The sequence below is a fragment of the Acinetobacter sp. ANC 4973 genome (assembly GCF_002135275.1).
Taxonomy (GTDB): Bacteria; Pseudomonadota; Gammaproteobacteria; order Pseudomonadales; family Moraxellaceae; genus Acinetobacter; species Acinetobacter kyonggiensis.
The window spans coordinates 14,114-27,298 of the sequence record NZ_NEGM01000013.1 but is presented as its reverse complement, the minus strand read 5'-3'; the positions used below and the strand labels follow the sequence as shown (position 1 = coordinate 27,298).

Sequence of the window (13,185 nt, the reverse complement as noted above, 5' to 3'; positions counted from 1 at the left end):
AGAGCTTTGAAGGGTTAACCGGTATTACGTAATCCTGCTGCAATTCCAGCAATGCTGACCATCAGTGCGTGGTCGACAGGGGTATGTTCTGCCTGACGCTCTGCCAAATAACGACGACGACGTTTCATCAGTTCAGCTTGCAATAAATGTAGCGGTAACAAATAAGGTTTGCGCACTTTCATGGATTGATCCAGCACATCATTGCTGCTGAGCAGTTGCGATTCACCTTTTAACGCCAATAAGGTTTGTACGGCATCTTTTAAGCGTTGACGCAGTTGTTCACCCAATATTTTTAAATCTTCATCATCGGTTAAATGCGATTCGTAATATAAGGCAACATGGCTATCGGCTTTAGACAACACCATTTCCAACATATCAATCAGGGTTTGGAAATAGGGCCATTGTTGCAACATTTCATCAAGTAGTGGTTTTTGCCCTTGATCAAGTACTTGATTAATCGCTGCACCTGTCCCGAGCCAAGCTGGAAGCATTAAGCGAATTTGTGTCCAAGCAAAAACCCAAGGAATAGCACGTAAGGATTCAATCCCACCACTGACTTTACGTTTGGCAGGACGTGAACCGAGTGGCAACATTTGTAATTCAAGTTCGGGTGTAACGGTGCGTAAATATTTCACAAAATGTGGATTTTCACGTACGGTTTCACGATACACCTGTACCGATAAATCGGTCATGCGATGCATCAAGTCGCGCCATTCATCTTTAGGCACGGGTGGCGGCAGTAAGGTGGCTTCCAAAGTCGCTGCGGTATAAATCTCTAAATTTTGCAGCGCAATGCCTTCAAGTCCGAACTTAAAGCGAATCATTTCCCCTTGTTCTGTGACCCGAATGGCACCCGAAATAGATCCCGGTGGTTGGGAAAATAATGCTTGTTGTGTCGGTGCACCACCCCGACTGATTGAGCCACCGCGACCATGAAACAGGGTTAATTGCACCGCATGTTTTTGCGCCACAGCTGTAAGTTCTTCCTGTGCACGATATTGCGCCCAGTTGGCAGACATAAAGCCCGCATCTTTGGCAGAGTCTGAGTAACCAATCATGACTTCATGTTTGCCTTGAATATGCTGTTTGTACCAATGCATATTGAACAAGGTGTTCATGGTGTCGGCTGCGCCATCTAAGTCTTTTAATGTTTCAAACAAAGGCACGACGCGGAGTGGATGTTTAATGCCGGCTTCTTTTTGCAGCAATAACACCGCCAAAACATCACTTGGATATTCCGCCATGGAAATAATATAAGCCCCTAAACTTTCTTCAGGCTGCTCCGCCAAAGTGCGCATAGTGGCAAAGACTTCTTGTACATCGGGATGTTCAATCAGGCTTTGTTTGGGTTCATTTAAATGCTTAGGCAGTAATGGGCGTTTGCTTTGTAATTCTTGTAATAAGAAATTTTGGCGCGCTTGTTCAGTCCATGTTTCAAAATTGCCTAAACCTAAATATTCGGTAATGGCAGAAATGGCTTGACGATGACGACCCGATTCCTGACGAATATCCAGTTTTAGCAGTTCAATGCCGAAGCAATTGACCCGATGAATAAAATCGAGCAGTTTGCCATTGGCAATTTCAGGCAAGTTACTGGCAATCAGTGAGCGGTAGCACAGCAATAAAGGCTGTAATAATTCATCTTTGCTTTTGATGACCAAACTGTCATCGGCCTCAAGTCCTTGCAGTTTTTGCGCCAGCCAGTAGTGCGTGGCTTTTAAGCGTTCGCGTGTATCACGTAAATACTCACGATACGGCTCTGGGTGCTTGTGTCCAAGTGCCTGTAGGAGTTCATCGCTACAGTTTTGAATCGACAGTTCCCAACGTAAAGCTTCAATGTCACGTAAGTACAAATCCGCTGCTTTCCAGCGTGACAGCCAAAGCACTTCTTGGGTAATGTTATGCGTGACATTCGGGTTGCCATCACGGTCACCGCCCATCCAAGAAGCAAACCGAATCGGTGCAATGGTTAAAGGTAAACGCTGCCCGCAGTGATCTTGTACCATTTCATCCAGTTCACGAATAAACTTGGGTACAGCATTCCACAGTGTTTGTTCTATGGTGGTGAAGCCCCATTTTGCTTCATCGACAGGCGTTGGACGATGTTGACGAATTTCATCAGTTTGCCATGCAGAACAAACCAGTTGTTTTAATTCTTCTAAGATTGCTTTACGTTCGCGCGGTGTGAGTTTTTGTTGATCCGCTTTAAAGAGACATTCATTAATGCCGTCATATTTTTGAATTAAGGTACGACGGCTGACTTCAGTCGGGTGCGCAGTGAGTACCAACTCAATGTTCAGTTCACAAATTTGTTGAAAAAGTGTATCTGAGGAAATGTCATGGTCTTTGAATTTTTGGAACAGATGATCGAGTGGATTAGGTGATGGTGCATGTTCATCAAATTCACTTTTACGCCGGCTGCGAACCACATTGTACTGTTCGGCAATATTGGCAAAATTCAGAAAATGGGTAAATGCACGCGTGAGCGGAAGAATTTCATCATCTTCTAAACTAAAGAACAGTTGTTCCAGTTGTTTTTCTGCTTCAACCTGACCATCTCGAGCACCCTTCGACAGCGCACGAATTTGTTCGACCTGATTAAACAAATCTTGTCCTGCATGTTCTTTTAAGGTTTCCCCCAAAAGATTACCCAGTAAGCGCACATCTTCACGCAGTGGAGCATCAATTTGTTGAATCATTTTTCACTCTCCGATTCTTGTTATTTCGACTATATCGTGAAATGCCTACATTCCTAGTAGGGGCAGACAAAAGTAGGTCACGTTTTGCTGAATTAATCCGCGATCTACTGCAATGAGTATGCCTGAACCTGCGCTGCTGCGTTATTTAGAATCTTAATATTACCGTGTCATACTATATTTCATCAGAAATAGATCAATACTGGTGCAAATAATTTGCTGTTTTTCGTCTAGCGTAGGGACAGCACGAATACCAAGCAGGACTTCATGATGACGCATACCGAGTAATAAAGACAAAATCAGCAAAGTGAGGGTTTTTAAGGTTTCGGTGCGAATAAAACCGAGCGTAATCGCTTGCTGAAAAAAGTCTTCCCAGATTGCATTCATCGGAAGATGGGATGCATCGTAAAATTTCTGTGCCAGTGGATTTTGTTCAGCCGCCAGTTCCAGTAATAACAGTTCTAATTTAATCGCTTCGGGTAAATTGACAATATTCAGTGCTAATGCACAGATCTGTGTAAATTCTTTTTTAAAATCACTGTCCGCATATAGGTTTAATGGGCGCGTGCTGATGGATTCTTCGCAGGTCTTTTCAATTGCACAGGTAAATAAATTGGCTTTATCTTGAAAGTGATTGTAGATGGTCAGCTTGGTGACACCTGCTTCTTGCGCAATTTGATTCATGCTTGAGCCATGATAACCACATTTTAAAAATACGGATTTTGCCGCAGTTAGAATTTGCTGACGTTTTTCTAAGTCTTTCGGGCGACCGACAGGTGTTTGCACAATTTTTTCCAAAAAAAATCAAGAAAGGCCATTGATTTGACCCTCAAGTTATAATTAATGTACCGCTCAGTATATTAATTAAAAAATAATCAATTTAAGATACTCCTTATTTTGCCTTAAAAATCATTTTTAAATAAGAGCGAACTTCATGAGCATAAGTAAGACCGTTGTTGCCAGTATGATCATCGTTTGCAGTGTGACCTTATGGGGATGCAGCAAGGATGTAGCCGAAACAGAACAAATCCCGTTGGTGATGGTGACTCAACCCAATAGTACCCATAACGACCAAAAAAGCTATGCAGGAGATGTACAAGCACGCCAACTGACAGCTTTAGCCTTTCGGGTGGGGGGACAAATTATTGAGCGTTATGTCGATGTGGGGGATCAGGTCAAGGTTGGGCAAGTGCTGGCAAAATTGGATGTTCAGGATGCGCAGCTACAACTCAATGCAGCGAATGCTCAACTGGAAAATGCTCAATCAGCGGCAAAAAATGCAGAAGATGAGCTGAAACGTTTTAAGCAATTGCTGCCTATCAATGCGGTCAGTCGTTCGCAATATGATGCGGCAGACAACCAGTATAAATCAGCCATGTCGACCTTAAAGCAAGCGCAATCCAATTATGAAGTGAGTCGTAATCAAACGGGTTATAACCAATTGTTGGCAAATAAAAATGGGGTGATTACCGCACGGAATATTGAAGTCGGGCAGGTGATTGCTGCGGGGCAAGCTGCTTATCAAGTGGCGATTGCAGGGGATCGTGATGTGGTGATTGGTGTGCCTGAACAAGCCATTGCAGAGATTAAAGTCGGTCAAACGGCATGGGTCACTTTATGGTCGAAACCTGAAGATAAATTTTCAGCCTATGTGCGTGAAATTTCACCCGCAGCAGATCAATCGCGTACCTTTAGTGTCAAGGTGGCTTTGCGCGAAGGCAATGCTGCCATTCAACTGGGGCAAAGTGCGCGCGTATTTTTTAATCAGTTACAACACAATGTCTTGAGCGTACCGTTATCGAGTGTTTCTGCCAATGACCAACAAGCCTATGTTTGGGTGGTGAAAAAAGATCAGACCATTCATAAAGTACCCGTAAGTTTAGGCGCTTATGGTCGTGATAGCGTGCCCGTATTATCGGGTTTAAATGCTACGGATTATGTGGTGATTGGTGGTGTGCATTTATTGCGTGAAAAACAAAAAATTCAGCCGATTGACCGTGAAAACCGTGCTGTGAAAATTCAGGCAGGAGCGCCATCATGAAGCCAGACCACAAGGCAGCTATGAACTATAACTTGTCGGAATGGGCACTGAAAAATAAAGGTTTAATTCTTTATTTTATGTTGCTGTTGGCGATTGTTGGAATCGTGTCTTATTCCAAACTTGCACAAAGTGAAGACCCACCGTTTACCTTTAAAGTCATGGTGATTCAAACCTATTGGCCGGGTGCAACAGCCAAAGAAGTATCATTACAGGTCACTGACCGTATTGAAAAAGAACTCATGAGCACGGGCAATTATGAACGGATCATGGCATATTCGCGTCCCGGTGAATCGATGGTGACTTTTGTTGCGAAAGATTCATTACGCTCAAGTCAAATTCCAGATGTGTGGTATCAAGTTCGGAAAAAAGTTGGCGATATCAAACAGCAACTGCCCAGTGGTGTACAAGGGCCTTTCTTTAATGATGAGTTTGGCGATACTTTCGGTAATATCTACGTCTTAACAGGTAAAGATTTTGACTACGGCTTATTAAAAGAATATGCCGACCGCTTACAGTTACAACTGCAACGGGTCAAAGATGTCGGTAAGGTCAATTTGGTCGGCTTACAAGACCAAAAAATTTGGATTGAACTCTCCAACACCAAAGCCACGCAACTGGGTATTCCAGTGACGGCGATTCAACAAGCATTGCAACAACAAAATGCGGTGGCCAGTGCAGGATTCTTTGAAACGGGTACAGACCGTATTCAAATGCGGGTCAGTGGTCAGTTGCAAAGTGTTGATGAACTGAAACAAATGCCGCTTTTGGTGGCGGGTAAAACCATTCAATTGGGTGATGTTGCTGAGGTCTATCGTGGCTTTAGTGAACCTGCTCAACCGCGTATGCGTTTTATGGGTGAAAATGGCATTGGCATTGCTGTCTCCATGCGTAAAGGTGGAGATATTCTAGCGCTGGGTAAAAACTTAGAAACTGAATTTGCCCAATTACAAAAAGCTTTGCCTTTAGGCATGCAACTGAAAAAAGTTTCCGATCAACCTGTAGCGGTGAAACGTAGCGTCAATGAATTCATGAAAGTATTGGCTGAAGCGGTCATTATCGTGTTACTGGTCAGCTTCTTTTCATTGGGTTTCCGTACCGGTTTAGTGGTGGCATTTTCAATTCCACTGGTACTGGCCATGACCTTTGCAGGCATGCATCTATTTGATGTGGGGCTACATAAAATTTCATTGGGAGCACTGATTTTAGCACTCGGTTTATTGGTCGATGACGCCATTATCGCCATTGAAATGATGGCGATTAAGATGGAGCAGGGCTATAGCCGTTTAGAAGCCGCTGGATTTACCTGGAAAACCACGGCTTTTCCGATGCTCACAGGAACCTTAATTACCGCAGCAGGCTTCTTGCCGATTGCCACCGCAGCATCGAGCACAGGTGAATACACACGTTCTATTTTCCAAGTGGTGACCATTGCCCTGATTGTGTCATGGTTTGCCGCCGTTCTTTTTGTGCCGTACTTAGGTGACAAACTGCTGCCTGATTTTACCCGCTTGTCACAGAAAGCGCCGTGGCATCAGCGTTTATGGGCACGTTTACGCAAACAACCTGAACCTAAACCTGTGTTGCAGCATGTGGGTGAGCATCATGATCCTTATCAAACCCAGTTCTATCAAAAGTTTAGAGGATGGGTAAATACTTGTATTACTTACCGTAAAACGGTCATTGCGACCACCGTGGGTATTTTTGTATTGTCGGTCTTGATGTTTAAAATGGTGCCACAACAGTTCTTCCCCCCATCGAACCGTGCAGAAATTTTGGTCGATTTAAAATTAGAAGAAGGCGCATCTTTAACTTCAACCGAAAATGCAGTGAAGAAGGTTGAAAAATTCTTGTCAACCAAACAGGGCATTGATAACTATGTGGCGTATGTCGGCACAGGTTCAACCCGTTTCTATTTACCACTCGATCAACAATTGCCGCAGGCCAGTTTTGCCCAATTTGTGGTATTGGCTTCATCTTTAGATGACCGTGATGAAATTCGTCAATCGTTAGATCAAGAAATTCGTAAATTATTGCCTGATGTTCGGACGCGAGTATCGTTGTTAGAAAATGGCCCACCGGTGGGTTATCCATTGCAATACCGTGTTTCAGGTGAAGATCAGGATTTAGTCCGTCAATGGGCATACAAAGTTGCAGCCGTGGTGGGTGATAATCCGAATACCAACAACGTGCATTTGGACTGGGGTGAGCCAAGCAAAATCATTCATTTAAATATTGATCAAGATCGTGCCCGTCAAATGGGGGTATCCAGTCTGGATCTGGCGAATTTCCTCAATAGTTCAATTAGTGGCGCCACCATTAATCAATACCGTGAGAAGCGTGAATTAATTGAAATTCGTTTGCGTGGTGATCAAACTGAACGGGTGGATGTCGGATCATTATCCAGCTTAGCCGTACCCACTTCCAATGGAGGATCTGTACCGTTGGCGCAAATTGCTAAAATTGAATATAGCTTTGAAGATGGTTTAATTTGGCATCGTAACCGCTTACCGACTATTACGGTACGGGCGGATATTCGCAGCAAACTACAACCTGCGACAGTGGTAGGGGAATTGGCTGAAAAAATGGATCAATTGCGTGCGGAACTACCCAGTGGCTATTTGGTTGAAGTGGGCGGAACGGTTGAAGAGTCGGCACGTGGACAAAGCTCTGTTAATGCTGGTATGCCCTTTTTCTTGGCTGTGGTGATGACGCTATTGATGATTCAGCTCAAGAGTATGTCACGCGCCATGATTGTGTTATTGACTGCGCCTTTGGGCTTAATTGGTGTGGTGCTGTTCTTGTTATTGTTTAATAAACCGTTTGGCTTTGTCGCGATGTTAGGAACAATTGCACTGTCGGGCATGATTATGCGCAATTCTTTAATTTTGATTGATCAGATTGAACAAGATATTCAAGCTGGGCATGATCCTTGGTCGGCCATTATTGATGCGACGGCACGACGTTGTCGCCCGATTGTGCTGACTGCATTGGCTGCCGTCTTGGCCATGATTCCGTTATCGCGCAGTATTTTCTTTGGCCCAATGGCCGTTGCGATTATGGGCGGATTAATTGTTGCGACCCTGTTGACGCTGTTCTTCTTACCTGCATTGTATGCACAATGCTTTAAAGTGAGAAAAAATACTGAGAGTCACTAAATTTGTGACAATAATGAGGTGCGAAATATTGAAAATTTCAATATAGTAGCACCTTATATTCTTATACATTTCTCTAAAGCAATTTACTGCAGATTAAAAAACTAAGCGTGTAGTAAATGGGGTTAAAATGCACATGAAGCAAGACAACTTAAGCCGACTTCGCCGTTCTATCGCGATTTCTTATGTCTTCATGTTTTTCGCTTTATTTACTGTGATCAGTGGTGTATTTGCATACTGGTATGCGCGAAAAATCACACAAGTAGATGATGTGGAAGTTTGGTTGCAAGCTCAAGCATTGTGGGTCATGCGTAATATTGTGATTTATGCCATTTTGGTTATTTTTGCTGCACTGTGGTTTATTCCGCTGATTTTCTTTTATTGGGATAGCGCACTTTGGGTCACCGGTTGTACCGTTGCTGGTGTGGTATTCTCACTTATCGCCTTTTTGTTTTTGCTTAATGCGTGGCTTAAAGGTCTGTCTCGCTTTGTCAAAAATAAAGCTGTTTTCTAATCGAATTCAACTTTTTTACACCATCCCCCTTGTAAAATTTGGATTGACCCCCAATTTCAGTCCACAGTTAAGTATTAATGAAATTCCGTGAGGAGCATCGCCAGACATGGCTAAACGTGATTATTATGAGGTTTTGGGCGTCGCTAAAACCGCTAGTGATGATGAAATTAAAAAAGCCTACCGTAAGTTGGCGATGAAATATCATCCAGATCGTAACCCAGACAACCCTGAAGCTGAAGATAAATTTAAAGAAGCTGCTGAAGCTTATGAAATTTTATCGGATGGCGAAAAACGCAGTATGTATGACCGTATGGGGCACAGTGCCTTTGAAGGTGGTATGGGCGGCGGCGCTGGCGGCTTTGGTGGTGGTTTTAGCGCAGAAGATATTTTTAGCCAATTTGGCGATATCTTTGGTGGTGCTTTTGGTGGCGGCGGTGGACGCGGTCAACAACGTGCACGTCGTGGATCCGACCTTCGCTACGTCATGGAACTGACCCTTGAAGAAGCGGTTAAGGGCGTGAAAAAAACCATTACCTTTACTGCACCCGCACCATGTGATGCCTGTGATGGTAAAGGTTCAAAAAATCCTAAAGATGTTCAAACTTGTCCGACCTGTCATGGTGCGGGCCAAGTGCGTATGCAACAGGGTTTCTTCTCTGTGCAGCAAACCTGTGGCAGCTGTCGTGGTCAAGGCACCATCATTAAGAACCCATGTACGAAATGTCATGGTTCTGGTGTGTCTGATCGTCAACAAACCCTTGAAGTGACTATTCCTTCAGGCGTAGACAATGGCGACCGCGTCCGCTTAACGGGCAAAGGCGAAGCCATTCGTGATGGCCAGTCTGGTGATTTATACGTCGAAGTTGTTGTGCGTGAACATGAAATTTTCCAACGTGATGGCGCAGACCTCTATATGGATGTGCCAGTCAGCATTGCTGATGCTGCGTTGGGTAAAGAAATTGAAATTCCGACACTGGAAGGTCGTGTTAGTTTGAAAATTCCTGAGGGAACTCAAACCGGCAAAATGTTCCGCTTACGTGGTAAAGGGGTTAAACCTGTACGTACCAGTATGCAAGGTGATTTACTCTGCCGCATTGTGGTTGAAACACCAGTGAATTTAACCGCGCGTCAACGTGAGTTGTTAAAAGAATTGCAAGACACTATGGATGGTGATGACAATAAATCATCACCGAAGAAAAAATCATTCTTTGGCTTATTTGATTAATTCAAATCACCAAGATGTAAAAAAGGGGAATATTCAATATTCCCCTTTTTTATGCCCGCTTAATCGGTTATTCAATGATGGGCTGATCAATGGCATTGACATCGACCATTTGCGCTGCTGCTTCGTCAGTCGATGCTTGCTTGGTCGTTGCCTGAGTAGTGTCTGCTTGAGTGGCTGTGGTACTACGAGGCTGAACACTGATTTTGACTTGGGACAAGCTTTCTAAAGTATCTCCCGCTTGAATTGCAGGTTCTGCCCACGCTGTGGTGACGAGGGTTGCCATAAAAACAGTTAACGCGATTTTTTTCGAATGCATCCTGATCTCCTTATAATTCATCTTTTTATCATTCGTGCTGCGTAGTCTGCGTCGCGATGTTTACAATCAGATGAAAATAAGCGGCCAAAAGCATTTATTTTTTCAGGCTGAAATGGGTATACCTGATCTATTGGGTTTATGCCACGTTTGCTGCATTGAATTGAGTATTGATTTCAAAATAAGTCGGTTGAATTGATCTATTTTCGATGAAATATTTAGCCTTGCAACTTAGTCTCCGTACAGAGTTTTGCTATAGTAAGAACAATTTAGAATCAACATTAGGAATATGTTATGTCAGCAGCTCCACGCATTGGTGTATTGGGTGCAGGCGGTCGTATGGGACGCATCCTTATTCAGGCCGTCCATGAGGCAGGTTATCAACTTGCAGCCGCAGTTGAACGCCCTGAAAGTAGCTTGATTGGTACAGATGCAGGCGAGCTTGCAGGGATTGGTGCAGTGGGTGTCAAGGTGGTGGGTCAGCTACAAGATGTCTTAAAAGACTGCGATGTGGTGGTTGATTTTACTGCGCCAGTGGCGACTCAACAGCATTTAAAATTGTGCCGTGAAGCGGGTGTTGCGATTGTGATCGGCACCACAGGGATGAACGATGAACAAAAAGCATTTCTGAATGAAAGTGCAACGCAAACCCCTGTAGTGTATGCCGCGAATTATTCAGTGGGGGTAAATGTATCAATTAAATTGCTAGAACTTGCATCAAAAGTTTTTGGTGACACCGTTGATATTGAAGTGATTGAAGCGCATCACCGTCATAAAGTCGATGCACCATCAGGTACTGCACTGATGATGGGTGAAGCGATTGCGGGTGCTTTGGGTCGTGATCTTAAAGAAGATGCCGTGTATTGCCGTGAAGGTCATACAGGTCCACGTGAACGCAAAAGCATTGGTTTCCAAACCATTCGTGGTGGAGATATTGTCGGTGAGCACACCGCAATGTTTATTGCCGATGGTGAGCGTGTTGAAATTACCCATAAAGCCACTAATCGAATGAACTTTGCTGCGGGTGCGATACGCGCTGCTGCATGGGTGGTTGGCCGTGAAGCGGCTAAATATGATATGAAGGATGTACTTGGTTTTAATGAGATTCAAGTATAAAAATTCAGCAAAATCATTTATAACAAGATAACAAAATTAAAATAAGAAGTTCAATGGAATGAAAAAAGTGATCTTGATGACTTGTGCTGTAGCAATGTTTGCTACGGCACAGGCTAAACCGCTTGATAATGCCAAGCTCAGTATGAATAAAAACAATATTAAAGTTTGGACTTATCAGAATAGTCAAAACCCCGTCTTTTTATACAAAGCCGAAACCATCTACGATACGCCTTTGGAAAAAGCCGTTGGGCTGATTTTAGATGTCGATCATGCGGTGAAATGGGTGCCGTATATGGGTAGCGTCAAAGTCCTGTCACGTGATGATAAAAAAGGCGAATTTTTGTTGTATATGGTGCTCGACTTTCCTTTTCCACTAAAAGACCGTGATTTAGTGGTACAAGGCAAAATGGTCAAAGATGCTCAAGGTGTGATTAGCATTAAAAATAAAGCCATTGATAAAGGCTATGCCAAAAATCCAGATTATGTCCGCTTGACCCATTATGAAGGAGATTGGAGCTTTCAAAAATTGGCCAATAATAAAGTCAAAGTCTCGACTTATGGCTATGCCAACCCTGAAGGTTCGATTCCTTTAACTTTTGTGAATATGTTTGTGCAACAACAACCGTATCAGATGCTACAGAAGATGAAGCTGGAGCTGGCTAAACGGAGCAGTATTCCTGCTTTGCCCGAAGCATTGCGCTAAAGTTGGAAATTAAAAAAAGTCCGCAGTAGGCGGACTTTTTTTCTTACCGCTATGCAATCAGCATTGTTGATAGTTCAACGCTTTGAGGGCTGCCAGTTTCATTTGAATCAGCAGTAAAACAAGTGCAATCAGACTCATTCCCGCTCCGATAAATGAAACAGCGCTATAACTCAGCCCCATATTCAGCACACTTGCACCTGCAATCGCGCCCAAAGCATTGCCTAAGTTAAATGCACCCACATTTACCGAAGAAGCGAGACTCGGGGCATCATGGGCGACTGACATGACGCGCATTTGCAGGGGAGGAACGACCGCAAAAGCCGCTGCGCCCCAAATGATTAAGGCCAGTGCAGCACCGAAGCTGCTGGTGGCCAACAGTGGGAACAGCAACATCATCAGCATCAGCAGGAGTAAAAAACCCATCAAGGTTTTATCTAAGGACAGATCGGCACATTTTCCACCGCAATAATTTCCAATTGAAAAACCCAGACCAATGAAAACTAACATCAGGGTAATTTGTGCGGGTGAAGCATGGATCAAGGCTTTTAAACTGGGTGCAATATAGGTGTATAACGCGAACATGGCCCCTGCACTCATCACCGTGGTCAATAATGCCAAGACAACGGGCAAACGGGTTAAGACTTTAAGCTCTTGTTTAATATTGGGCTGATGATTGGCTGTACCTTCAGGTAAGGCTTTCCATAGTGCAAGCATGGTGATGAGGCCCAGTAGAGAGATCCCCAAAAAAGACATGCGCCAGCCCAGATGTTGTCCAATCCAAGTGGCGAGGGGAACGCCGCCAATATTGGCAATGGTCAGTCCCATAAACATCATGGCGACAGCACTGGCTTGTTTATCTTTGGGTACAACACTGGCAGCCACCACTGAACCAATGCCGAAGAATGCACCGTGGTTTAAACTGGTGATCATTCGCGCGCCCATCAGCCCCAAATAATTTGGTGCGAGCATGGCCAAAATATTGCCAATGCTAAAAATAGCCATCAATAAAATTAAGGATTGACGTTTTGGGTAGCGACTCAGCCACAAAGTGATGAAAGGGGCAGCCAACATCACTCCCAAAGCATAGGCACTAATCAGCATGCCTGCGCGTGGGATGGAAATATTAAAATCTTGGGCAATTTCGGGTAGAAAACCCATCGGTGAAAATTCGGTAGTGCCAATGGCAAAGGCACCCACAGCGAGCGCCAGTAACGGAAAATTAATTTTCATCAGTGGGCCTTCATTGCATAGCCGTGCAATTTTTGCTGCATTTGCATCAATTTGCGCTGTATTACAAGGCTATAATTGACTGCAAATGTGGTCTTGCTGGCATCAATCACCGTTTGTCCAGCGAAGTGAAGTGTCATAACACCGAATGGGGAAGCCAACATGCTTTACTTCATCTTTAGTTTTTTAAGATGGGGT

11 protein-coding genes are annotated in these 13,185 nt (G+C 44.0%); 6 read left to right on the top strand and 5 right to left on the bottom strand.

The annotated features are described in order from the left end of the window. Positions 1 to 14 precede the first annotated feature (14 nt). Complete coding sequence (ppc, locus tag B9T30_RS13535; RefSeq protein WP_086185465.1) at positions 15 to 2,699, bottom strand: phosphoenolpyruvate carboxylase; 2,685 nt, start codon at positions 2,697 to 2,699, stop codon at positions 15 to 17. 159 nt (positions 2,700 to 2,858) lie between these two features. Then, on the bottom strand, positions 2,859 to 3,482 hold the full coding sequence (locus tag B9T30_RS13530) for a TetR/AcrR family transcriptional regulator (protein WP_086185464.1): 624 nt from the start codon (positions 3,480 to 3,482) through the stop codon (positions 2,859 to 2,861). 148 nt (positions 3,483 to 3,630) lie between these two features. Between B9T30_RS13530 and B9T30_RS13525 the strand changes: the two genes are divergently transcribed. The 4 genes from B9T30_RS13525 (at position 3,631) to dnaJ (ending at position 9,628) form a co-directional block, all read left to right on the top strand. Continuing rightward, positions 3,631 to 4,737, top strand: coding sequence for an efflux RND transporter periplasmic adaptor subunit (locus B9T30_RS13525; RefSeq protein WP_086185463.1), 1,107 nt, complete (start codon positions 3,631 to 3,633; stop codon positions 4,735 to 4,737). A gap of 20 nt (positions 4,738 to 4,757) precedes the next feature. Beyond that, the gene (locus tag B9T30_RS13520) at positions 4,758 to 7,892 is read left to right on the top strand and encodes an efflux RND transporter permease subunit (protein WP_086185478.1); all 3,135 of its coding nucleotides are present in this window, start codon (positions 4,758 to 4,760) and stop codon (positions 7,890 to 7,892) included. A 133-nt stretch (positions 7,893 to 8,025) separates the two neighbouring features. Next, complete coding sequence (locus B9T30_RS13515; protein ID WP_086185477.1) at positions 8,026 to 8,403, top strand: hypothetical protein; 378 nt, start codon at positions 8,026 to 8,028, stop codon at positions 8,401 to 8,403. A 106-nt stretch (positions 8,404 to 8,509) separates the two neighbouring features. Continuing rightward, positions 8,510 to 9,628: a molecular chaperone DnaJ gene (gene dnaJ, locus B9T30_RS13510; RefSeq protein ID WP_086185462.1), complete on the top strand. Its 1,119-nt coding sequence runs from the start codon at positions 8,510 to 8,512 to the stop codon at positions 9,626 to 9,628. Positions 9,629 to 9,695: 67 nt separating this feature from the next. Here dnaJ and B9T30_RS13505 read toward each other — a convergent pair whose 3' ends face one another. Continuing rightward, a complete protein-coding gene (locus tag B9T30_RS13505; RefSeq protein ID WP_086185461.1) occupies positions 9,696 to 9,944 on the bottom strand; it encodes a hypothetical protein in 249 nt (82 codons plus the stop codon). 291 nt (positions 9,945 to 10,235) lie between these two features. Here B9T30_RS13505 and dapB point away from each other — a divergent pair, with 291 nt between their 5' ends. Together dapB and B9T30_RS13495 are read left to right on the top strand one after the other, a co-directional pair. Further along, complete coding sequence (gene dapB / locus B9T30_RS13500; RefSeq protein ID WP_086185460.1) at positions 10,236 to 11,057, top strand: 4-hydroxy-tetrahydrodipicolinate reductase; 822 nt, start codon at positions 10,236 to 10,238, stop codon at positions 11,055 to 11,057. Between the two features lie 58 nt (positions 11,058 to 11,115). After that, positions 11,116 to 11,760, top strand: a complete 645-nt coding sequence (locus tag B9T30_RS13495) for an START domain-containing protein (protein WP_086185459.1) — start codon at positions 11,116 to 11,118, stop codon at positions 11,758 to 11,760. A 57-nt stretch (positions 11,761 to 11,817) separates the two neighbouring features. Here B9T30_RS13495 and B9T30_RS13490 read toward each other — a convergent pair whose 3' ends face one another. Both B9T30_RS13490 and B9T30_RS16520 read right to left on the bottom strand, forming a co-directional pair. Beyond that, positions 11,818 to 12,990: an MFS transporter gene (locus B9T30_RS13490; protein WP_086185458.1), complete on the bottom strand. Its 1,173-nt coding sequence runs from the start codon at positions 12,988 to 12,990 to the stop codon at positions 11,818 to 11,820. Continuing rightward, positions 12,990 to 13,151 (bottom strand): hypothetical protein, encoded by a 162-nt coding sequence (locus B9T30_RS16520; RefSeq protein ID WP_171264171.1) that lies wholly within the window; start codon positions 13,149 to 13,151, stop codon positions 12,990 to 12,992. The genes B9T30_RS13490 and B9T30_RS16520 overlap by 1 nt, the downstream gene beginning before the upstream one ends. Between the last annotated feature and the right edge of the window lie 34 nt (positions 13,152 to 13,185).